Origin of the sequence: Salmonella sp. NW645 (genome assembly GCF_051703725.1) — a bacterium.
GTDB lineage: Bacteria > Pseudomonadota > Gammaproteobacteria > Enterobacterales > Enterobacteriaceae > Salmonella > Salmonella enterica.
The window spans coordinates 398,555-420,229 of the sequence record NZ_JAMMKR010000001.1; the positions used below are offsets into that span (position 1 = coordinate 398,555).

At 50.8% G+C, this 21,675-nt stretch carries 22 protein-coding genes and 6 pseudogenes; 10 read left to right on the forward strand and 18 right to left on the reverse strand.

What is annotated here, in order from left to right; translation table 11 throughout:
- Window positions 1-171: 171 nt before the first annotated feature.
- On the reverse strand, window positions 172-297 hold the full coding sequence (locus NA389_RS02005) for a hypothetical protein (protein ID WP_000457876.1): 126 nt from the start codon (window positions 295-297) through the stop codon (window positions 172-174).
- On the opposite strand from NA389_RS02005, the pseudogene NA389_RS02010 reads away from it, so the two are divergent.
- Window positions 288-489: pseudogene (locus NA389_RS02010) on the forward strand (IS3 family transposase); the annotation flags it as partial. The gene NA389_RS02005 and the pseudogene NA389_RS02010 sit on opposite strands and share 10 nt — an antisense overlap.
- A gap of 377 nt (window positions 490-866) precedes the next feature.
- Window positions 867-1,067 (forward strand): PagK family vesicle-borne virulence factor, encoded by a 201-nt coding sequence (locus tag NA389_RS02015; RefSeq protein ID WP_031603924.1) that lies wholly within the window; start codon window positions 867-869, stop codon window positions 1,065-1,067.
- A 96-nt stretch (window positions 1,068-1,163) separates the two neighbouring features.
- Here the strand turns inward: NA389_RS02015 and NA389_RS02020 are convergent, their stop codons facing one another.
- The 5 genes and pseudogenes from NA389_RS02020 to NA389_RS02040 all read right to left on the reverse strand — a co-directional run bounded on the left by NA389_RS02020 (window position 1,164) and on the right by NA389_RS02040 (window position 4,411).
- On the reverse strand, window positions 1,164-1,748 hold the full coding sequence (locus tag NA389_RS02020) for a tail fiber assembly protein (protein WP_000143159.1): 585 nt from the start codon (window positions 1,746-1,748) through the stop codon (window positions 1,164-1,166).
- Window positions 1,738-2,109: pseudogene (locus tag NA389_RS02025) on the reverse strand (macro domain-containing protein); the annotation flags it as partial. The pseudogene NA389_RS02025 and the gene NA389_RS02020, both read right to left, overlap by 11 nt.
- A pseudogene (locus NA389_RS02030) lies at window positions 2,108-3,367 on the reverse strand (phage tail protein); the annotation flags it as partial. The pseudogenes NA389_RS02025 and NA389_RS02030, both read right to left, overlap by 2 nt.
- Window positions 3,366-3,933 (reverse strand): annotated as a pseudogene (locus NA389_RS02035) (phage terminase large subunit family protein); the annotation flags it as partial. The pseudogenes NA389_RS02035 and NA389_RS02030, both read right to left, overlap by 2 nt.
- The gene (locus NA389_RS02040) at window positions 3,920-4,411 is read right to left on the reverse strand and encodes a DUF1441 family protein (RefSeq protein ID WP_000348550.1); all 492 of its coding nucleotides are present in this window, start codon (window positions 4,409-4,411) and stop codon (window positions 3,920-3,922) included. The pseudogene NA389_RS02035 and the gene NA389_RS02040, both read right to left, overlap by 14 nt.
- A gap of 54 nt (window positions 4,412-4,465) precedes the next feature.
- Here NA389_RS02040 and NA389_RS02045 point away from each other — a divergent pair, with 54 nt between their 5' ends.
- Together NA389_RS02045 and NA389_RS02050 are read left to right on the forward strand one after the other, a co-directional pair.
- Complete coding sequence (locus tag NA389_RS02045) at window positions 4,466-4,648, forward strand: hypothetical protein (protein WP_024134652.1); 183 nt, start codon at window positions 4,466-4,468, stop codon at window positions 4,646-4,648.
- A gap of 64 nt (window positions 4,649-4,712) precedes the next feature.
- Window positions 4,713-4,880 carry a lytic enzyme gene (locus NA389_RS02050; protein ID WP_000789530.1) on the forward strand — a complete coding sequence of 56 codons (168 nt, stop codon included), beginning with the start codon at window positions 4,713-4,715 and terminating at the stop codon, window positions 4,878-4,880.
- A 256-nt stretch (window positions 4,881-5,136) separates the two neighbouring features.
- Here the strand turns inward: NA389_RS02050 and NA389_RS02055 are convergent, their stop codons facing one another.
- Entirely contained in the window at window positions 5,137-5,670 is a 534-nt protein-coding gene (locus tag NA389_RS02055) for a DUF2514 domain-containing protein (protein ID WP_001633683.1), read from the reverse strand.
- Window positions 5,667-5,915: pseudogene (locus tag NA389_RS02060) on the reverse strand (glycoside hydrolase family 19 protein); the annotation flags it as partial. The pseudogene NA389_RS02060 and the gene NA389_RS02055, both read right to left, overlap by 4 nt.
- On the opposite strand from NA389_RS02060, the pseudogene NA389_RS02065 reads away from it, so the two are divergent.
- Window positions 5,907-7,058 (forward strand): annotated as a pseudogene (locus tag NA389_RS02065) (exonuclease VIII); the annotation flags it as partial. The pseudogenes NA389_RS02060 and NA389_RS02065 sit on opposite strands and share 9 nt — an antisense overlap.
- Before the next feature lie 29 nt (window positions 7,059-7,087).
- Window positions 7,088-8,167, forward strand: a complete 1,080-nt coding sequence (locus NA389_RS02070) for a tyrosine-type recombinase/integrase (protein WP_000087640.1) — start codon at window positions 7,088-7,090, stop codon at window positions 8,165-8,167.
- A 382-nt stretch (window positions 8,168-8,549) separates the two neighbouring features.
- Here NA389_RS02070 and NA389_RS02075 read toward each other — a convergent pair whose 3' ends face one another.
- The 3 genes from NA389_RS02075 to yobA are packed head-to-tail and all read right to left on the reverse strand — an operon-like array spanning window position 8,550 to window position 10,170.
- Window positions 8,550-8,903, reverse strand: coding sequence for a YebY family protein (locus NA389_RS02075; protein ID WP_000722368.1), 354 nt, complete (start codon window positions 8,901-8,903; stop codon window positions 8,550-8,552).
- Window positions 8,904-8,919: 16 nt separating this feature from the next.
- Entirely contained in the window at window positions 8,920-9,795 is an 876-nt protein-coding gene (copD, locus tag NA389_RS02080; protein WP_001633680.1) for a copper homeostasis membrane protein CopD, read from the reverse strand.
- The gene (yobA, locus tag NA389_RS02085) at window positions 9,796-10,170 is read right to left on the reverse strand and encodes a CopC domain-containing protein YobA (RefSeq protein ID WP_001633679.1); all 375 of its coding nucleotides are present in this window, start codon (window positions 10,168-10,170) and stop codon (window positions 9,796-9,798) included.
- A 137-nt stretch (window positions 10,171-10,307) separates the two neighbouring features.
- Between yobA and NA389_RS02090 the strand changes: the two genes are divergently transcribed.
- From NA389_RS02090 to exoX, 3 genes are all read left to right on the forward strand, one after another.
- A complete protein-coding gene (locus NA389_RS02090) occupies window positions 10,308-10,538 on the forward strand; it encodes a DNA polymerase III subunit theta (RefSeq protein WP_000856225.1) in 231 nt (76 codons plus the stop codon).
- Window positions 10,539-10,645: 107 nt separating this feature from the next.
- On the forward strand, window positions 10,646-11,302 hold the full coding sequence (locus NA389_RS02095) for a carbon-nitrogen hydrolase family protein (protein WP_000100261.1): 657 nt from the start codon (window positions 10,646-10,648) through the stop codon (window positions 11,300-11,302).
- Between the two features lie 23 nt (window positions 11,303-11,325).
- Window positions 11,326-12,024 (forward strand): exodeoxyribonuclease X, encoded by a 699-nt coding sequence (exoX, locus tag NA389_RS02100; protein ID WP_000944280.1) that lies wholly within the window; start codon window positions 11,326-11,328, stop codon window positions 12,022-12,024.
- Window positions 12,025-12,060: 36 nt separating this feature from the next.
- On the opposite strand, the gene ptrB is transcribed toward exoX, so the two are convergent.
- The 4 genes from ptrB to yebG all read right to left on the reverse strand — a co-directional run bounded on the left by ptrB (window position 12,061) and on the right by yebG (window position 15,789).
- Window positions 12,061-14,112: an oligopeptidase B gene (gene ptrB / locus NA389_RS02105; RefSeq protein ID WP_000936989.1), complete on the reverse strand. Its 2,052-nt coding sequence runs from the start codon at window positions 14,110-14,112 to the stop codon at window positions 12,061-12,063.
- A 212-nt stretch (window positions 14,113-14,324) separates the two neighbouring features.
- Window positions 14,325-14,984, reverse strand: a complete 660-nt coding sequence (locus NA389_RS02110; protein WP_000024707.1) for a tellurite resistance TerB family protein — start codon at window positions 14,982-14,984, stop codon at window positions 14,325-14,327.
- 93 nt (window positions 14,985-15,077) lie between these two features.
- The gene (yebF, locus tag NA389_RS02115) at window positions 15,078-15,431 is read right to left on the reverse strand and encodes a protein YebF (RefSeq protein ID WP_001042123.1); all 354 of its coding nucleotides are present in this window, start codon (window positions 15,429-15,431) and stop codon (window positions 15,078-15,080) included.
- 67 nt (window positions 15,432-15,498) lie between these two features.
- The gene (yebG, locus tag NA389_RS02120; protein WP_000257723.1) at window positions 15,499-15,789 is read right to left on the reverse strand and encodes a DNA damage-inducible protein YebG; all 291 of its coding nucleotides are present in this window, start codon (window positions 15,787-15,789) and stop codon (window positions 15,499-15,501) included.
- Window positions 15,790-15,919: 130 nt separating this feature from the next.
- Here yebG and purT point away from each other — a divergent pair, with 130 nt between their 5' ends.
- Window positions 15,920-17,098, forward strand: a complete 1,179-nt coding sequence (purT, locus tag NA389_RS02125) for a formate-dependent phosphoribosylglycinamide formyltransferase (protein ID WP_000173437.1) — start codon at window positions 15,920-15,922, stop codon at window positions 17,096-17,098.
- A 99-nt stretch (window positions 17,099-17,197) separates the two neighbouring features.
- On the opposite strand, the gene kdgA is transcribed toward purT, so the two are convergent.
- The 3 genes from kdgA to zwf form a co-directional block, all read right to left on the reverse strand.
- The gene (gene kdgA / locus NA389_RS02130) at window positions 17,198-17,839 is read right to left on the reverse strand and encodes a bifunctional 4-hydroxy-2-oxoglutarate aldolase/2-dehydro-3-deoxy-phosphogluconate aldolase (protein WP_000800494.1); all 642 of its coding nucleotides are present in this window, start codon (window positions 17,837-17,839) and stop codon (window positions 17,198-17,200) included.
- A 37-nt stretch (window positions 17,840-17,876) separates the two neighbouring features.
- On the reverse strand, window positions 17,877-19,688 hold the full coding sequence (edd, locus tag NA389_RS02135; protein WP_001069124.1) for a phosphogluconate dehydratase: 1,812 nt from the start codon (window positions 19,686-19,688) through the stop codon (window positions 17,877-17,879).
- Window positions 19,689-19,922: 234 nt separating this feature from the next.
- Window positions 19,923-21,398 (reverse strand): glucose-6-phosphate dehydrogenase, encoded by a 1,476-nt coding sequence (gene zwf / locus NA389_RS02140; RefSeq protein ID WP_000301711.1) that lies wholly within the window; start codon window positions 21,396-21,398, stop codon window positions 19,923-19,925.
- Window positions 21,399-21,675: the final 277 nt, after the last annotated feature.

Sequence of the window (21,675 nt, forward strand, 5' to 3'; positions counted from 1 at the left end):
ATATCTGATGTTCAATCAGTCCCTCATATAGGGTTAGCACCATAGCGAGTCGTTTTCACAAAAAACACAGACTGTTGAAACTTTATTTATCACTTTGACATTTGCAATACATGACACATGATTAGCTTCAGCCGCCATTATAGGGAAAGCTCCATTTCCATACTCATTTACTCACTTCTCCCTGCGGAAAAAGAAATGCAGTATAGCCAGCGTGGTGCTTTTGCTGAAACCAGGCGCGAGCAACACGGCAATGATGATCGGCGTCAGAATGAGTTCGGAATCAGCATTGGCAAACAAGGCGCACAGTCGTTAATACCCACCAGCAGTTCCGGCAGGACTGCGACAATGTCGTAAGAGAGGCCTTCAGCCAGGCAAAACAGCGCTACGGTGCGCCCCGGCTTGCTGAGGAAGTGAACCTGGGGCCTGAGGTACAATGTAAAAACGATAGCGTCCAGCCTGCGCCGTCAGGGTCTGCGGCGATCTCAGTCCGGAACAATTTGAAAACCAGAACCTCGCTTAAGGCTGTGTCCACAATACGCGGACAGGATCAAAACTGTTAGTGTGGCTGGCTTACAAGAATGAAGTGAAGTTGATTGATATAACAAACACTCCTGATAATGTTAACTGGCCTGTTCCTCCGGGGGGGCGAGCCAGCCATGATTTGAAAAGCACATGAAATCACTTTCACATGAATTAATTTACATTGAAAATAAAATATAATAGTGCTTATCATTTTTATTTAAGTTAAATATTTTATAAATGGTTTTTATTTACTCACCTGATGGTAATGAATAACGTTTAATATCTATAGTAAAGGATGCTGTAACCGTAAGGATAGTGTGCCACAATTTAACAGGTAACATATTATGAAACACGTTAAGAGCGTATTTTTAGCAATGGTTTTAATATTACCATCTTCACTATATCCTGCTCTTACAATAGCGGCAGACTCTCAAGATCATAAAAAAGAAGAAACAATTAAGCCAATGCCTAAAAAGTGGTGTAATCTTTGGCCTACTGACATACCCTTCCCTGAAGATTGGTTTAAAATGTGTAGAGGTTATTGAGTATAAATTTAATATACTAGCCAGTAACCATATCAGTTATGACAGACAGGCCTTCTTCATATTTGCTATAAATAAGGCCTGAGTTTTCCTGACAAATTATAAACTACTGGCTGGTTTCTCCGGCCAGACAGGCTTTAAAGTATCAACACGGTTTACCTGTACCCGGTACTTTCTCCATGCCAGAAGAGAAGCTTTTTCTTTATCGGTTGCTCCGTCCAGATCCACTGCATCCTGTAACGGCGCGATTTTTTCAGACGCTATTTGCAGGCGTCTGTTTTTCGTTCCTTCAGCTTCACGAAGTCTGGCTGCGGCCTCCGCAGCTTCATCATTCACCCAGACCTGAGCCTTACTATCCCATTTTTTGTATCCACCACCTGGTGAAACTGATGTGACGTTTTCAGGTAGCGGACCAAGATCGGAGATATAAACCTGATTGCCGGTTGTTGTGTCGTAAACTGTCTCACCGCGGTGGTCTTCATGCAGACTCCACGTTTGGATTTCAGAGTCAAATACCGCAATATAACTGGAGGGAATATCAGGAGGGGCTATATCAGTACAATTTGCCGATAATCCCGTGTGCGGCGGGATATATGCATCACCTGCACCAATAAATTCGTTTGTATCTGAACGAAGATTAAAAATTTTAATTGTCTGCGGGGTATCGCTCATTTTAAACGTCATTTTTTACTCCGGATAAATACTCTGGTTTCAGGTGCTTACCATGAAAATTGGGGCTAAGGGAAACAGCATGGTTATGCGAACCAATATAAATATCATCAACCTGATGACGGGGACTGATGCAGGTGTTACCTGATTTTTTGCAATACGTTCTATAATCACCAAAACCGATATATTCCGTTCTGGCGTTCGGACAAAGCGTCTTTGACGGACAGTATGCCGTTGTGCTGAATACAGCATTCTGGCGGGCGCTGGCGTATTGCCAGTTGATTACTTTGGGTGGATTACTGAAACTTTCCCACGCCAGCTTCATTTGCCGGGCGACGCTGTCCGGGGGGACCTGACCACATCCGGCCCCCATTATAGTTAAATGCAATGTTTTTAACTGTGGTTTCCGCATTACCGTCTGCGTCCACAATAACGACGTGTCCGTGTGGACCGATATACATGGTGTGCTCGTGTCCTCCGATATAAACTGTATGCGCATGGTCGCCAGCGGCCTGTGTCCACGCACCACCTCCAGGCTGAAATGAAGTGTGATTTGAATCCCCCCGGTATGAGTTGATATAGCCTCCGAACTGGTGAGTATGGTTGCCCATTGTATTGGTCGATTTCGTGCCACAATCAAAGGATGAGGTAGTTTTTGTCCCTAAGTCGGTATCCTGCGCCCGCGCGGTGTGCGAGTGCGATTTGTTGCCGTCCATCTCCTGAGAAAGTACAGCTCGCCCACTGGTGGGTTTACCTTTGATTGTCCAGCCTCGCATGTCAGGGATAATGCCGGACGGATACGCTATAGCCAGTAACGGGTAAACAGATTTATCAAACAATTGCCCCTGCATCAGAGCGTAACCTGCCGGAGTAGCATCAGACGTCCATGCTATCGCCACACCTACTGGATACGAATCCGGTGGCGGATTTAGTGAGGTGTAGAACATCGCCCATTCTGACCACTCAGCGTCGGCGGTATCTCGATGGCTGCGAATATATGCAGACGCAGGAGCACCATTAACCCCACGCCATCCGATTAATATTTCTCCATCACCGATTCCGGTCAGACACAAAATATTCCCGTATTGCGTTGGATAACCGTTATTGTAAACCTCGCCCATTATCAGGCCGCTATCACTGCCTCTTGTCGTACCAGTCAGTGCCGGAAGCGCGCCGCGTGATGCCAGTCTGTTCGCTGCAACAGCCGTACCTGATGCAGGGAGCGCTCCGATATTTTGTACAAACAGCGGCTTTTCCGGAATATCGCCACCATTCTGTGATTTTTGTAACGCATCGGCGGCGTGATTTATCGTTTCCCGTAAACCAACATATTCGATAAGACCATCAGCGCTTTTTCCTGACAGCGCCGTCAGGGTTTCGTCCAGCGGCTGCTTGCCCGCCAGTTTATTCAGTACCGTGGTGGCAAAGTTCGGATCGTTTCCCAACGCGTCAGCCAGTTCCTGCAGGGTGTCCAGCGCTTCCGGCGCAGAACCAACCAACTGCGCCACTTTCGCAGCCACAAACGCTGCCGTGGCAATTTCAATACCTGCAGCTGTGGTTTCCGGCGTTGGTGCCGTTGGCGTGCCGGTCAGTGCCGGACTGTCCAGCGAGGCTTTGGTCTGTACCTCACCCATACCCCACCATGTTTTCCATCGCGGGCTGGAACCAGTCGCCGCAGTGTGGACAGGGCCAGTACCACCGACGGCGATCGCCCCGGTTATAAAGAGAAAGAATGCCTGTCGTGGGCGGGGCTTCGTGCGGCGAAGAACGCCGCCATTTCACATCGGTGATTTCCCGACCAGGCGAACTCTCTGCCAGTGTCATCCCCGCAGACATAAAGGTGGTGGTACGTTTGGATGCCAGGGAAAAACCATCTCCCTCGCCATCGATATCTTCAGGGAAACGGTCATAGTCGGTCAGCGCCACCCGCTTGTAATCCGACGAAGAAAAAACGATTATGGACGGCCAGCCAATTTTCAGGAATGAACCATCACGAAACATTTTATCGTGGACGTTGTTGTCATTTCGGGAAGGACTGAGACGCTAACGTGTCATCCCAAGGAACCGCCGTATTGGCACCGCGGGGAACAAACATAAATTGTTTTATTCCTTCCGCTACCGGCATTCTGCGTGGAGGCCTGAGATATTCAGCAACCTCCCGGCGTACTGCCGCTGCAGAGCCATATTTATTCCCCGTCATCGTCTGCGGTCTCCTGTATTGCCTTAACTAACAGTATTCTGACCTCATCCATCACATCCTGGGCCTCGTTTAGCTGATCCGCAGACCATCCCTTATCCTTTTCCAGTTTATCCGGCCAGACTTCAAGTACCTGCGTAATGGCCTTGACTATCGCCGCCATTTGTTGACGGACTTCCGGCAACGGGACGACCTGCTTCATCTCTTTTTCCAGCCAGAGACGCCCCTTTTCGGAGTCAAACCAGCCCTTACGCTCTTTTGCAGTCATTTTATTCGGGTCCTGATGTTCAGCAGGCTGGGAAACTGGCGTTTCCATCAGTACGCGGATCACATCCGTCAGGAGATACAGCTTATTTTTTTCATTGCTTCCCGGTGCCAGGGGAACGCCCGAGAGACGACTGACAACCGTCTGTCGATGTAACCCTGTAATAGCGGCAAGCTGACTGATATTGCATTTGAGGTTCTTCAGTTCGCCGTCCATTTTTACCTCTGGGGCTGTTTCTTAGCGCGCCCTCCCCCGGAAAAACAAAATATGATGAACAAAAAACATACAAACCATCACCTTTTAAAAAATGACATTAAAACAGAGAGTTACAACATGATGATGCATGAAAAATCAAAAATGCGCCAAATCCCGCGCCGCTGCCGCCCCGTGGCAGACCGCCCCGCCGGGAGTACCTTTTTAAAATGCGAACAATTATCAACAACTACCACTTAATGATTATTTATTTCATTTTGCGATATTGATTATCATTTTCAATAACAACACACAGAGAACATAAATGAAAAACATCATCACTATTATCGTAGCCATTATTATCGTTTTTTATGCAGGTATGTGGTCGCAGAAATTCCTGATGGAAGATGAGTGCCTTGATTCAGGTGGTTCATACAATGAAAATGGAATTTGCAATATTGCAGGCAGTCATCAGGATGTTCCCCCTAAGTAAGCAGAATGCTTTTTAAATTCGTTACCCACCTCTACAGATAAAGAGGCGAATGGTCACTAAAAGTAAAATCCATTGCAGAAGAATTTCCGGAAAGTTGTTATTCCAGCACCCCGACAGGTTATTCAGACAGATTTCAGCTATATCAAAACTGAGTGAGTACTTATCAGTTTCATCTGGTGAAAAACCTGTTCTTATTCATCTGGTTCCATCTGATGATATGTAGTCACTTTTTTACAGCAATATTACAGGGGGAGTTTCAATGCCTCCTGTAATTATTTGACTCTCTCACCGAATCATATACTCGTTCACACGTCATTCCTGCCCGGTAGCGCTCGTCAGCGATTCCAGCATAATGTTTAGCTTCTTCTGCAATATCTCCGAGCATGTTGGCAAGCATTCTGGCGTCGGCGTTGGTTGTTTTGCTTCTGACGGCAGCGGCAAGATTTGCGGTGTGCTTTGCGGCGTCCAGGCGGGTGGCAAGTTTTTTTGCTTCGGTACGCAGCTGGCTAACAGTGGCAGACAGGCCAGCAGCAGTGGCAGCAGATTTAGCGGCTTGCGCTTGTGCATCTTTCACAGCCTCATCACGGGCAATAACGCGGCCCTGTTCAATAATACGGGCGGCGGTCTGGGCGTTGACTTCCTGAGAGGATTCAGCGCTGTCGCGATCTGCCCATTTTTTTTGCCAGCCCCTGTCACTCCAGACATTACCGACGATAAACGCACCAGCCATCAGCAAAATAAACACCAGCTGCAACCAGTATCTTTTCAGAAGAGCAGATAACAGATTCATACCAGCACCGATTTTGCTTTCTCAAAGCGCTCCCGCTGATCACCGATGCCGTTCTGCCCTCCGTTGATGATCTGCGTAACACGTACCAGGTCGCCGGAATATTTCAGACACCCTTTAGTCACAAAAAACCACGCTGCGGATCGGGCGGCATGACGTTCCAGCTCAAGCTGTCCCGGATTCGCCACCAGATCCAGTTTCAGGGCAACGCCACATCTGGTGTAATTCTCCAGCCCAGTAATCCTGATCTTCGCCGGACGTGGTGCGAAAGCTTTGTTGCCGTTCATGGCGTTCGCGATCCGGACTGGTACGAATATGTGCCTGATAACACCCCAACAACCCATGAAGAAAATGCAGCAAGGCTTCGTCAGGCGGGCAAATGTCTGCGGGATATTGAGGCAGGGAGATTTCAGTGTGATGAAGAAAAACCGCAACCGACAGGCGAACTGGCAGATGAACCAGCAACGCCTGAAGCAGTGGAACAGGACACAACTGAACATCATCCGGATCCACAGCCGCTGGAGAATGAGCCACCTGTAAGCCAGACAGAAGCAGGCTACCAGAAAATACGGGCAGAACTGCACGAAGCACGTAAAAACATTCCACCCAAAAACCCGGTTGATGTTGGTAAACAACTGGCAGCCGTGCGCGGTGAATATGCCGAAGACATCAGCGACCCGAACGATCCGAAATGGGTTCCTAACAATTACAGCGCCTCAAATCAGGGTGAAAAAGAAGAAGTGGTGCCGGAGGAAAAACAACTAGCAGCAGAGCCGGAGGCTGTCACCAGAAACGCGGACGGGACTTTCGATGTATCAGCGCTATTTCCGCCCCCCTCAAACCAGACCGAAAAAACGGAAGCCAGAACAGAAAGAGATGGAGAAACGCCGAAAGAGAGCAACCAGCAGGAAACGGCTGGCGATACAGGGCAGGAAATTACAACGGACGGTGGATCAGGTACTGGCGGTGATGAAGCTGGCGAAGCGGCAGATCCCGTAGAAAACGGAAATTTCACTGTCCCTGATGATATACAGCCAGGCATTTACTATGACATCCCTAACGAGGCGTATCACGCTGGCCCGGGGGTCAGTAAATCACAGCTTGATGATATCGCAGATACACCAGCAATTTATCTTTGGCGCAAAAATGCCCCCGTGGACACGGAGAAAACAAAATCTCTCGATACAGGAACGGCTTTTCACTGCCGGGTACTGGAACCAGAGGAATTCAGTAAACGCTTCATCATCGCACCGGAGTTTAACCGCCGTACCAGTGCAGGAAAAGAAGAAGAGAAAACCTTTCTGGAAGAGTGCGCACGGACAGGAATAACCGTGCTTACGGCAGAAGAAGGCCGGAAAATCGAACTTATGTACCAGAGTGTGATGGCGTTAACCGAGTGCATTGCTGGAGAAGTTGATCAGTGAGTCGAAAAAAGTACGATGCTAACCTCCCGAGGAACCTCACCTACCGTAAGGCCAGTAAATCTTTTTTCTGGCGTAACCCGGTAACTGACAAGGAATTTCCGCTCGGTCAGATCGCCCGCAGGGACGCTATCACACAGACCATAGAGGCAAACAACTTCATAGCGCAAAACCACACGCCAGTGGCGCTTATTGAAAAGCTAAAAGGAACGGACTCATTCACTGTGTCCGCATGGATTGATCGCTATGAGGTTTTATTACAGCGCCGGAGTCTGTCGGTTAATACCTACAAGATTCGCGGTAATCAATTAGTGACCGTACGCGAAAAAATGGGGGAAATAATACTGGCAGAAGTAACAACCCGGCACATTGCCAAGTTTCTTGAGTCGTGGATAACCGAGGGAAAAAACACTATGGCGGGAGCAATGAGATCAGTTCTATCTGACATGTTCAGAGAAGCTATTGTCGAAGGGCATATTGTGAAAAACCCGGTGGAAGCAACCCGGATACCAGAGATTAAGGTTGCCAGGGAACGCTTGCAACTGGAAACGTGTAACGCCACACGGGCGGCAGCAGAGCATATGCCTGCATGGTTCCCTCTCGCGATGGATTTAGCGCTCGTTACTGGTCAACGTAGGGAGGATATCGTAAATATGAAATTTAGTGATGTTTTTGACAACCGCTTATACGTAACTCAGATTAAAACCGGAATGAAAATAGCCATTCCCCTCTCCCTGACACTTCGGGCGACGGGGTTACGTCTGGGAACGGTAATCGATCGCTGCCGACTGGTAAGCCGCACTGATTTCATGATCAGTGCCGGAATCAGGAAAAATAGCCCGACCGGGAATATTCATCCGGATGGATTGACAAAGACATTTGTAAAAGCAAGAAAAGCCTCCGGCGTTAACTTCAGCAATAATCCACCGACATTTCACGAGATCCGAAGTCTGGCCGGGCGGCTGTACAAAAACGAGCACGGCGAGGTGTTCGCCCAAAAACTCCTGGGCCACACATCAGCGAACACCACGAAACTCTATCTCGATGAGCGTGATGATAAAGCTTATATGATGCTCTAATACTCCAATTTTCGTTGTGAAATAAATGTTAAATTTAATTTGATTGTGATATAACCAAAAAGACCGGAATACAGAAATTCGGACAAATTTCGGACATTTTCGGACAAGCGTTTTTAATTGTTTGATTTGTAAGGAAAATAAAAAGAGACCGAATACGATTCCTGTATTCGGTCCAGGGAAATGGCTCTTGGGAGAGAGCCGTGCGCTAAAAGTTGGCATTAATGCAGGCTAAATCGCCTTGCCCTTTAAGAATAGATGACGACGCCAGGTTTTCCAGTTTGTGACGAAGGTGATTGAAAAAACCTGGCGTTTTGTCTGTCATCAGAGATAAAAAAACCGTAAGCCTTTTCGTAAAGGTTTACGGTTTTTTATTAAAAATCAGTCAGCTATTGGATGGATCACAAAGCTTTTGCGCACGTTCGATAAACGGCGCCAGACTCATTTTCTCACCGGGCTTCGCCGGGTTATCGATTTGAATGACGGCGATAGGCTGAGCGCGCGTTTTACCCTCCGCTACTTGCTGTTCGGCAATGGCATTCAAGGGATACTGCACCAGCGTACTGGGGTTGATCACATAGAGCGCCTGGCCAGGCCGACAGGTCAACATGACCTCTTCCCGATTAAACGCCCACTTGTCTTTTCCTACTTCAAAACGACTTACGGTAATCACCTGCGGCGCCGCCAACGCTACGCCCGAAGTGGCCAGCAGAAGCGCCGGAAGGAGTATTTTTTTCATTCGTTATGCCAGTCCATCAGAAAGGTTCGAGGGTTGCAAACAGGCTGACGATCGCCAGAACTATGCCTCCAACGCCCCATTCAATTTGCGTCATCCTGACAAACCATAGGTCAGTCCGGGGATTTTCCTGTCGCATACGTGGTACGAGAACATACCGATTCGTCAGCGCAATTGCTACCATAAGCACCACCAGCGCACATTTTAACAAAAGCAACTGTCCATAGGTGGTCTGCCAGATAGCGGTAAATCCCGTGATAAATAGCGTGTTGCCAATGCCTGTGAACAATACGCCCGCCACAAAAAAGTGACCATAACGAGAAAAACGCATCATGGCGCTAATAGCATGTTGACGCCAGCGTCCCTGAGCCATGCGCATACAATAAACCACTGGCAACAGCCCACCAAACCAGGCTGCGGCACAGAGTAAATGCAGAGCATGGTTAATCTGCTGTAATGTTCCCGCTACACCGTCGCGCATCGTCGCATGTCCAACGCCTGCCAGCAGGATAAACTGAGCAACGGTTAGAATAAGAAGCCGTCGTTGCATTTTTACCGGCGCAATGACTACCACCGCCAGCGTGACCAGCGCGAGGATAATTTGCCATATCCAGACCGCGCCAAAGCGGGTTTGCAGTACCGCGCCCCACACCGAGACGGAAAAAACATCGGGCCAGCCGCCGCCCATCAGTCCGCCCTGAATCGCCAGCATAAAAGCCGCGCTGATAACGCTCCAGGCGGCAGCATGTCGTTGCAGATGTAAAAATCGACGCGTCATTAAACGACGAATTGGTGCGGGTGCCAGCCAGGCGCCGTAAAGCGCGCAGCCGTAGACCAGCATCAAACTAGCAAAATGAATAAATCGGAGAGTTATCCAGACGAATGTCAGCATCATTTATTTCACGCTGAAGGTGTATTTCCCTTTTGTTTTATGCCCATCCACCGACACAACGTGCCAGTCTACCGTGTAAGCGCCAGATTTTAACGGCTGCTCAAGCGGGATGATCAACTGCGTTTTATCCTGTTCATTTCGCTTTGCCGGGCGCGTTTTGATGGACTCTTGCTGAGGGCCAGTAATGGTTGCGCCGCTGAATCCTGACTCAATCCCTTCAGAAAAATTCAGGGTCAGCGCCTGTGGCGAGGCCGTAACGGCAGCATTCGCCGCTGGATACTGATGCGTCAGGTGCGCATGTGCCCAGGCCGCTGGCGTCGCAAATGTCGATGCCAACAGCAGTAAAGCTAAACGTCGCGATGGTGCAGAAGAAACCATATTCACTATTCCTTTTTGTTATACCTACGTTACAAAGAATAACCTTCAACAATCAATGAGTCGAGGATCATCATTTCCATCTTGCCATTACCGCGGACTCTTAGTACCTTCTGGCGGCAACAAAAAAGGAGACGCGTATGAAAACGAATCTGGCTCAGCTTGAACAAGCGGAAATGGATAAAGTCAATGTGGACCTGGCGGCAGCCGGGGTGGCATTTAAAGAGCGCTACAATATGCCAGTTGTCGCGGAGGTGGTCGAACGTGAGCAGCCAGAGCATCTACGCGCCTGGTTTCGCGAGCGGCTGATTGCCCATCGTCTGGCTTCCGTATCACTATCCCGACTCCCTTACGAACCCAAAGTTAAATAAAAATTATATAACGTTACACTTCCTTACATGCAGACGACTACATTATAAGGCGATTCTTAACCTATGCTTTTTAGAATGGCTGTAGAGACTATGAAAAGGAAGTCATTATGTCCTCCTGGAAAATTGCTGCTGCGCAGTATGCGCCCCTGAACGCCTCGCCGGCGGAGCATGTTGCCCATCATCTGGAATATATTGAGCTTGCGGCTCGTCAACAGTGCGAACTGCTGGTCTTTCCGTCACTGTCGCTATCAGGCTGCGACGAAAGAAATAAATCGTTGCCCGCCCCGCCTGACGAGGCGCTTTTACAGCCGCTCACTCATGCGGCCGATACTCACCATATGACTATCATTGTGGGTATGCCTGTTGAGCATAACTGCCGCTTCGTAAAAGGCATCGCTATTTTTGCCCCATGGCTAACGTCGCCGCTCATGTTTCACAAAAGTCATGGCGCCTGTATTGCCAGGCAGCGAAGCGCTATCAACGTGATGGATGAGCAGCCAGAAGGTGGTGATATAGATCCCTCATTTACGTTATTCACAACCAGTCAATGTCTTAACGAACCTGAACTACATGCTTCTACCTCACGCTTACAACGTTTTTCGCATAAATATGCGCTGGCCGTACTGATGGCCAATGCCTGTGGCAGTAGCGCGCTGTGGGATGAAAGCGGGCAACTTATTGTTCGTGCCGATTGCGGTTCGCTATTACTGACGGGCCTGCGCACAACGGAGGGTTGGCAAGGCGATATCATTCCATTACGCTAAGGTCTTTCGGTGAGGAATGAATCATGTTGCGGATTATAGACACGGAAACCTGCGGGCTGCAGGGCGGGATCGTAGAGATAGCCTCTGTTGATGTCATTGATGGCAACATTGTCAATCCCATGAGTCACCTGATACGCCCCGATCGCCCTATTACGCCGCAGGCGATGGCGATACACCGTATTACCGAAGCCATGGTCGCCGATAAGCCGTGGATTGAAGATGTCATACCGCTTTATTACGGTAGTGAGTGGTATGTCGCTCACAATGCCAGTTTCGACAGACGCGTATTACCTGAATTGCCGGGTGAGTGGATCTGTACCATGAAGTTGTCGCGACGCCTGTGGCCGGGAATAAAATACAGCAATATGGCGCTCTATAAATCGCGCAAACTAAGCGTACAAACGCCGCCGGGGCTGCATCATCACCGGGCGCTTTATGATTGCTATATCACCGCCGCCTTGCTGATTGATATTATGCGAACCACTGGCTGGACCGCGGAAGAGATGGTCAATATCACGGGCCGTCCTGCGCTGTTAACCACTTTCCCGTTCGGTAAATACCGCGGTAAGGCGGTATCTGAAGTCGCAAAACGCGATCCGGGCTATTTACGCTGGCTTTTTAATAACCTTGATAATATGAGCCCGGAACTTCGCCTGACGCTTAAACACTACCTGGAAGATGTTCAGGCTGACGAGCAACGCAGCAATGGAACACCACAATAACCCGCGACGCTCACAAGCCGTTGCGGGCGCGCGCGTCTATGCGCTATGTAAGGTTCCCTGCGCCAGGCCGATTAAAAAGGCGAACTCCAGCGCGACGCCTTCGTAGGATTTAAACCGCCCCGACTTACCACCGTGCCCGGAGTCCATATCCGTACATAACAGCAGCAGACGTTGATCCGTTTTTAGCTCGCGTAATTTTGCCACCCACTTCGCCGGTTCCCAGTATTGCACCTGGGAATCGTGCAATCCTGTCGTCACCAGCAGGTGCGGATAGTCCTGCGCTTTGACATTGTCATAAGGACTATAGCTTTTCATATAGTCATAATACTCAATATCCTGCGGGTTCCCCCACTCTTCAAACTCTCCTGTCGTTAGTGGGATCGACTCATCCAGCATCGTGGTTAATACATCAACAAAGGGTACCTGGGCAATAACGCCGTGGAAAAGCTCGGGGCGTTCGTTGATAGCGACGCCCATTAACATTCCGCCCGCGCTCCCGCCCATCCCGTAACACAGCAACGGCGAACCGTAACCCAGTTTTAATAAGGCATCGCAGGCATCAAGATAATCATTAAAAGTATTCCGCTTTTTGAGGAACTTGCCATCTTCATACCACTGCTGCCCCAGCTCACCGCCGCCGCGAACGTGTACGATTGCGTAAACAAAGCCACGATCCAGCAAGCTCAGTCGGCTGCTGCTGAAGTCGGCGTCAATACTGGAACCGTAAGATCCGTAGCCGTAAACCAGAAGCGGATTTTGCCCTTTACGAAAATACTTCTGATGATAAACCAACGATACCGGCACTTCGACGCCGTCGCGCGCGGTGATCCACAGGTGTTCGCTCTGATAACAGCCAGAATCAAATCCAGGCACTTCCGTCTGTTTAAGTACCCGTCGTTCTCCGGTATCCATATCCAGTTCAAACAAGGTATCTGGCGTCGTCATTGAAGAATAGCCGTAACGCAGCCGGGAGGTCTCAGGTTCGGGATTATAGGCAAGCCACGTCACGTAAGCCGGATCGTCAAAGGCAATGCCTATCACTTCACGGGTTTTACGGTTAATTTGCCGCAGGCTGGTAAGCCCCCGTTGACGCTCTTCGACCACTAACCAGTCGGTAAACAGGGTAAACCCTTCCAGCATAATATGCTCGCGCGGAGGGATCAGCTCTTCCCAGGCGTTTTCATTGCGCACGCGGGTACGGTACAACCCAAAGTTTTTACCGTTCCGGTTAGAACGCAGGTAAAACTTATGTTGATAGTGATCGAGACTATATTCATGGTCTTTGCGACGCGGTAAAAATGAAAACGGCTCGGCATCGGCCAGTTCCGCGTCAAGTAACAGCACTTCGCTAGTGGTGGCGCTGGCAAGATGAATCACCACATAATGCTGCGAAGTGGTTTTATGCAGGCTGACATAAAAGGTATCGTCTTTCTCCTCATATACCAGTTCATCTTGCGATGACGGAGTGCCAATCGTGTGCCGCCAAACCTGATAGGGCAGCAGCGTCTTCTTATGCTTACGCACATAGTAAAGGGTCAGGGAATCATTGGCCCAGACAAATTCAGGCGCAACGTTATCCAGCAGTTCCGGATACCAGTTACCGCTTTCGAGGTTACGAAAACGCAACCCATACTGACGACGGGATAAATAATCTTCCGCCAGCGCCATGATGGTATTATCCGGCGTAATGGCAAGTCCGCCGAGCGTATAAAATTCGCTGTGCGCGGCCCGCTGGTTCGCATCGAGCAAGGTTTCCCACACATCCCACTCTTCGCTTAACGCCGATTGTCGTTGATAGATGGCATATTCGCAGCCGGGTTCATAGATATAACGGTAGCGATAGCCGTTTTTCACATACGGAGCGGAAACTTCTCTGGGCGGGATGCGATCGATAATTTCTTTTAGAATGCGGTCCTGTAACGCCTGCTGAGAGGACATGACCTTCCGGCCATACTCATTTTCCTGATGCAGGTAATCAAGGACTTCCGGCTGCGAGCGAGTGTCATCTCGCAGCCAGTAATAATTATCAATGCGCGTATCGCCATGTACGGTCATGGCATAGGGAATTCGATTGGCTTTTGGCAACATGTCGTTTTTTCTTTTGCGTTAATATTTGTTATATATCACGCGGCAAACACAGCGGCGTAGCATGGTAGTCCCGGTCGCTCACCTCGGTAAGCGCCTGAGATGTCACTGCTTCGCCGCTATCCTGCAACATGAATGACGTAAACTATCCATCCTATAAGGGTGGCAAAAGACACGCATGATGCAAGCGAAACATGTTACTTAATGGCAGGTTATCAGCCTGGTAGCGCCTGTTTTTGCTGCTGCAAGTCCTGCTCGATACCGTCCCGAACCTCCTGAGGAATTTTTAGCGCGTCTCCTAACGCATTCAGATAGCTACGTTCCATAAAGTGGTCAATATCAATGGCGGCGCAGCTCAGGAAGTAGATTTCCAGGGCTTCTTCTTCATTGCGAACACCCTGTGCCAGACGTTGTGGATCAAGCGGCTGCTCAATAGCTTTCTCGATAAACACACGCCCTTGCTCTTCTACACCTGATTCTCGCAGTTGGTGCTCAATCGCCGCGCGTTCTTTGGCATCAATATGCCCATCGCTTTTTGCAGCAAAAACCAGCGCCAGGATCAGTCGCTCAGTGCGAACATCCAGCGGCGTACTTTGGCTGCCGAATTGCGGCTCCCCCTGATGCGCAGCGCGTACTTTATCTTTGTACTTATTCCACAATACGGAACCCGCCACCGCGCCGCCGCCCACCAGCAAAGCGCCAGTACCGTATTTGGTTAATAATTTGCGCGAAGACTTATTGGCGACCAACAGTCCAGCCAGACCGCCCAGCGCGCCGGGAACCAGCAGTTTATTTAACCCCTGTTCACCGGAAGGCGATGCGGAAGCGCCTTTTTGCCCAAGAAGTGATTGTAATTGGTTCAACCAGTTAGCCATAGTACCCCTCAAATACAGACCAATAATGGTCAAGCGTACCTGAGGGGATGTCAGGAATTGTCTGTTCCGGCAAAAGAAGCGCAAATTACGCTGCTAGCGGGGCTTATATTCCGCCTTGCCGGCTTTGCAATCAACGATGACCTGATAATGAATATCGGCGCTTTTACCGCGAACGGTTAGCGGAACTGTCCATTTATCATTTTGACCCACAACGTCCTGCACATTAACCCACGCGACCGGGTCAGCCTGCCCGACCTTTTTTTGGTCGTCTGCCCACCGCACGATACGATTTTGCTGGTAGTCGCGCTTCACGCTTGCCGCAATCCCGGCGGCATCCAGCCCTTCGCACTGCGGAAACTTAACCGATTTACTCTCGGTGGATGCCGCAAATGCCGATACGCTGGCGGATAACAACAGCAGGCTCAACAACGCTCCTCTTTTATTCATACTTTTCTCCTTAGCACAATGATTCAGGAAAAGCATGGTACAAAACGCCGGGAGCGCAAGTACGGGTTCAGGCGGCTTGCTTTTTCGTTTTACTCGCGGCGTCCTTTTCAACCGCCTGCGGAGAAGGCAACTTACCGGTTTTGAGGATAGTGCTTAACACCTCTTTATGTTCCGCCAGCCACAGCGACAACGCCTCGCGCTGCCCATCTTCCAGCACGACTGGCGACTGCTCAAGCCAGGTATCAAGAAGATCGGCAGTATCGAGCATTTTGTCCCAGGCGTCGGCTTCCTTTTTACTGGTAAATGACATCTTCTCCTCACCCTCGCGAATGACTACGTATTTAACTTCAACCGCCATTTTGCAGCCCCTTATTTACCTGTGTTTATATACAGTATATTGCAAGGCAGCAAGAAAAGCAATCTATTCGAAAAGACATACGCAAACGTTTTCGTATATACTGCGCGCAGGTAAATAAGGGGACAGAAATATGACGCTATTAGGCACTGCGCTGCGTCCGGCAGCAACGCGGGTGATGTTATTAGGGGCAGGTGAATTGGGAAAAGAGGTGGCGATTGAATGCCAACGCCTGGGGATCGAGGTTATCGCCGTCGATCGCTATCCTGATGCGCCTGCCATGCATGTGGCTCACCGTTCACACGTCATTAATATGCTGGACAGCGAGGCGCTACGTCATGTGATAACAGAGGAAAAACCGCATTATATCGTGCCGGAAATAGAAGCGATCGCCACGGATACGCTGCGCGAGCTGGAGGGCGAAGGACTGAATGTCGTGCCTTGCGCCCGTGCAACGCAGCTCACGATGAACCGCGAAGGGATCCGTCGCCTGGCCGCAGAAGAATTAGGTCTGCCGACATCGACGTATCGCTTTGCCGACAGTGAGGCCAGTTTTCATGATGCGGTAGCCGCAGTGGGTTTTCCTTGCATCGTCAAACCGGTCATGAGCTCTTCCGGCAAAGGCCAGAGCTTTATCCGCTCGGCCGAACAGCTCGCGCAGGCATGGGAGTATGCTCAACAAGGCGGACGCGCTGGCGCGGGTCGCGTGATTGTGGAAGGCGTGGTTAAATTTGATTTTGAAATTACGCTGCTCACCGTTAGCGCCGTCGATGGCGTGCATTTCTGCGCGCCGGTCGGTCATCGTCAGCAAGATGGCGACTATCGCGAATCCTGGCAGCCACAGCAAATGAGCGAACTGGCGCTGAAGCGGGCGCAAGAGATTGCCCGCCATGTGGTACTGGCGTTAGGCGGTCATGGACTGTTCGGCGTTGAACTCTTCGTCTGTGGCGATGAAGTCATTTTCAGCGAAGTCTCCCCTCGCCCGCACGATACCGGAATGGTCACGTTGATTTCTCAGGATCTCTCTGAGTTTGCGCTGCATGTGCGCGCCTTTCTGGGAATGCCCGTAGGCGCTATTCGCCAGTATGGTCCTGCTGCCTCGGCCGTGATTCTGCCGCAGCTTACCAGTCGAAATGTGACGTTTGATAATGTACACGCGGCGGTAGGAGCCGGAGTACAGGTACGGCTGTTTGGTAAGCCTGAGATCGACGGCACCCGTCGTCTTGGTGTAGCGTTAGCGACAGGTGAAAACGTTGAAGAAGCGGTGATAAAAGCGAAAAAGGCCGCCAGCCACGTGACGGTAAAAGGCTAATGCGCCATCGCCTGATGGCGACGTTAGCGCATTTTTATCAGGCCTGCCTGATCGCCACTCGTAAGCCCGATAAGCAAGCGCCATCGGGCATTTAACGGCTTACTGCTTCGCGCCTTCTACCGCTTCGCGCGCCAGTTTGGTGATGCGATCGTAATCACCCGCTTCCAGCGCGTCGGCCGGCACCAGCCAGGAACCGCCGATGCACAACACGCTTTTCAGCGCCAGATAGTCACGATAGTTTGCCGGAGAGATGCCGCCAGTTGGGCAGAAACGCACCTGAGAGAACGGGCCGGCAATCGCCTGCAACGCTTTAGTGCCGCCATTCGCTTCCGCCGGGAAGAATTTGAACTCTTTCAGACCATAGTCCATGCCCAACATCAGTTCAGAAACGGTGCTAATACCGGGAATCAATGGGATAGTGCCTGCCGTCGCGGCTTTCAGCAGTGGCTCAGTCAGTCCCGGGCTAATCGCAAACTGCGCGCCCGCTTCCGTCACCTCCGCCAACTGCTGCGGATTGAGAACGGTTCCGGCGCCGACAATCGCTTCCGGCACGTCTTTAGCGATAGCGCGAATAGCATCCATCGCGCAGGCCGTACGTAAAGTCACTTCCAGAACGCGAACGCCCCCGGCCACCAGCGCTTTAGCCATCGGCACCGCGTGCTCCAGTTTATTGACTACAATGACCGGGACAACCGGGCCGGTGGTCAGGATTGCTTCTGCACTTGTTTTCCAGTTTTTCATCGGAATTCTTCTCTCGCCTGATTACTAGTGTGTCATCTTAAAAAGTGATACAGGTTGCGCCCTGCTCCGCACCCGACAGCTTTTCGCGCAGCGCGCCAAACAACTCACGCCCCGTTCCGACGCGCGACGCGCTCAGGTCCGGAATATGAGGCTGACGAGCGGCAAGTTCCGCCTCGTCGACCAGCAGAGTTAACTCACCTGTCTGCCCATTCACGCGAATGATGTCGCCATCGCGCACTTTTGCCAGTAAGCCGCCATCGTAGGCTTCCGGCGTTACGTGGATAGCTGAAGGCACTTTACCCGAAGCGCCTGAAAGTCGTCCATCAGTAACTAACGCGATTTTGAAACGGCGGTCCAATAATACACCAAGTGGCGGCATGAGTTTATGTAATTCTGGCATTCCATTCGCTTTTGGTCCCTGATGACGCACGACAACGACACAATCCCGGTCAAGCAGGCCCGCGTCAAACGCAGGCAGCACATCATGCTGACTTTCAAATACCATGGCAGGCGCTTCAATGATCTGGTTTTCAACCGGTACCGCAGACGTCTTCATTACTGCGCGCCCCAGATTACCGCTTAGCACCTTAGTACCGCCGTGAGGAGAGAACGGCTTATCAAAAGAGGCAATGACATCGTTATCCAGTGACCTTTCCGCGCCTTCACGCCAGTCCAGCTCGCCGTTGTTGAGCCAGGGCTCCAGCGTATAGCGTTTCAGGCCGAAGCCTGCGACAGTATTAACGTCTTCGTGCAGCAATCCGGCATTGAGCAGCTCACGCATCAATACCGGTACGCCGCCCGCCGCCTGGAAGTGGTTAATGTCCGCCGGACCGTTCGGGTACAGACGCGCCATCAACGGAACCACTTCCGACAAATCCGAGAAGTCATCCCAGTTGATCAGAATGCCCGCCGCGCGCGCCATTGCAACCAGATGCATGGTGTGGTTGGTGGAGCCGCCGGTAGCCAGCAGCGCGACAATGCCGTTCACCACGACTTTTTCGTCGATCATTTTACCGAGCGGCATCCACGTATTGCCGTTGCCGGTAAGACGTGTTACCTGACGTGCGGCAGCGGCAGTCAATGCCTCGCGCAGCGGCGCATCCGGATGCACAAACGAGGAACCCGGCAACTGCATTCCCATAAACTCCACCACCATCTGGTTGGTGTTGGCGGTGCCGTAAAATGTACAGGTGCCCGGCGCATGGTAAGAGGCGGCTTCTGACTCCAGCAGCGCCATTCTGTCTACTTTTCCTTCCGCATATAGCTGACGAATACGGACTTTTTCTTTATTCGGCAGGCCGCTCGCCATCGGGCCTGACGGAACAAAAATCGCGGGTAAATGACCAAAAGAGAGCGCGGCCATCGCCAGCCCCGGAACGATTTTGTCGCATACGCCGAGGAATAACGCGCCGTCAAACATATTGTGAGAGAGGCCTACTGCTGCCGACATCGCTATCACTTCGCGGCTGAGTAATGACAACTCCATGCCATCCTGCCCTTGCGTAACGCCATCGCACATTGCCGGTACGCCGCCTGCGACCTGACCTACCGCATTCACGGAATGCAGGGCCTGACGAATAATCTGCGGATAATGTTCATACGGTTGATGCGCAGAGAGCATGTCATTGTAGGAGGTAATAATGGCGATATTATTGCGCAACATACTTTTCAGCGAGGCTTTGTCCTCTGGCTGACAGGCGGCGAAGCCATGCGCCAGGTTGCCGCAGGCCAGTTGAGATCGGTGGACCGTGGCGGTTTTCGCCTGCTCAATGCGGGCAAGATAGGCTTTTCGGGTCTGCTGCGAGCGTTCGACAATGCGCTGTGTTACGCGTAACAAATTAGGATTCATAGAGGCTCCTGAAATTTATCTGTCCGGCTACCGGGTTTACCATGCGTTTCATCAATGTGGAAAGACAGTGAAATACATGATGTCCGGTGATAATGGGGCAAAATCGTTTCAGGCAGTGTAATAAAAAAAGCCTCGCAGGTGAATCCACACGAGGCTTAAAAGTGCAAAAATGATTCTACAATCTGTGTTAGATCATGTTACCGGTAAAATACCACCTAAGAGTGAGTGGCAAATTTACTCAAACTCATTCCACGAACGACCGTCACGGGTAATCATCGCCACGGACGCTACCGGTCCCCAGGTGCCCGCCTGATACGGCTTCGGCGCGTCGTTGTCCATCGCCCATGCTTCGGTAATGGAGTCCACCCACTTCCAGGCTTCTTCCACTTCGTCACGGCGGACAAATAGCGCCTGAATGCCACGCATCGTTTCCAGCAGCAGGCGCTCATATGCATCCGCCAGGTGCGTCTGATTAAAGGTCTCGGAGTAGCTCAGATCAAGCTTCGTGATCTGCAGATTATGCTTATGATCCAGCCCCGGTACTTTGTTAAGCACCTGAATATCTACGCCTTCATCTGGCTGCAGGCGAATCGTCAATTTGTTCTGCGGCAGGTCTTGCCAGGACTCTTTAAAGAGGTTCAGTTCAGGCGTCTTGAAATAAACCACGACTTCAGAGCACTTGGTTGGCAGACGCTTGCCGGTGCGCAGATAGAATGGCACGCCCGCCCAACGCCAGTTATCGATGTCGACGCGTATAGCGACGAAAGTTTCGGTGTTGCTGCTTTTATTCGCGCCCTCTTCTTCCAGATAGCCCGGCACCTTTTGCCCCTGCGCAAAGCCCGCGGTGTATTGACCACGAACCGTTTTTTCACGCACGTTGGAGCGATCAATCCGGCGCAGCGATTTCAACACTTTGACTTTTTCATCGCGAATACTGTCGGCGCTCAGGTCAGACGGCGGTGACATGGCAATCATGCAGAGAATTTGCAGCAAGTGGTTCTGGATCATATCGCGCATCTGACCGGCCTGGTCAAAGTATCCCCAGCGCCCTTCAATCCCCACCTCTTCCGCTACGGTAATCTCAACGTGATCGATAGTGCGGTTATCCCAGTTATTAACGAATAACGAGTTGGCAAAACGCAGCGCCAGCAGGTTGAGAACCGTTTCTTTGCCCAGATAGTGGTCGATACGATATACCTGGCACTCTTCAAAGTATTCGCCGACCCGATCGTTAATCTCACGCGAGGTCGCCAGCGAAGTACCCAACGGTTTCTCCATCACGACACGCGCCGGTTTGGCGTTGAGTTTAGCCTCCCCTAACCCTTTGCAAATAGCGCCAAACGTGCTGGGCGGCATCGCAAAATAGTTAATGGTGGTACGGTTTTTTTGATCCAGCATATCGCCCAGGCGACTGAACGCAGGCGTATCGTTAACGTCAAGATTACAAAAATCCAGACGGCCGCTCAGCGTATCCCACAAGCCTTCATCAATTTTTTCCTTCATGAAGGTTTCCAGCGCCTCACGCACGACGTGGGTATAAGCTTCTTTATCCCAGTCCGCGCGCCCCACCCCAATGATCCGGGTATCCGGATGGATCTGGCCGGCTTTCTCAAGCTGATACAGGGAAGGCAGCAGTTTCCGGCGCGCCAGGTCGCCTTTCGCGCCGAAAATGACCAGGTCACATGCCTGGGCTGTTTGCGTTACCGCCATGTCATTCTCCTCAGTTAATCTCCTGGTACTTTAGCCAGGATATCGTTGTAATTTTATTACACAGCACTGTACTGCTTTTACGAGATTACGGAAACCGTAAACGCCTTTTCATAGGTGAACCGGCGTTTGATTGGCAATATAATCGGCAAAACGCCTAATAAAATTGTCGCTTTTCCACACAAGCTGGAACTTAAAATCCGACGTCGGTCATGTAATGAAAAAAAACGACACCTTTTTTAGCCATTTTGCCCCCTTTGACAGCCGCCAGGAGTAATAT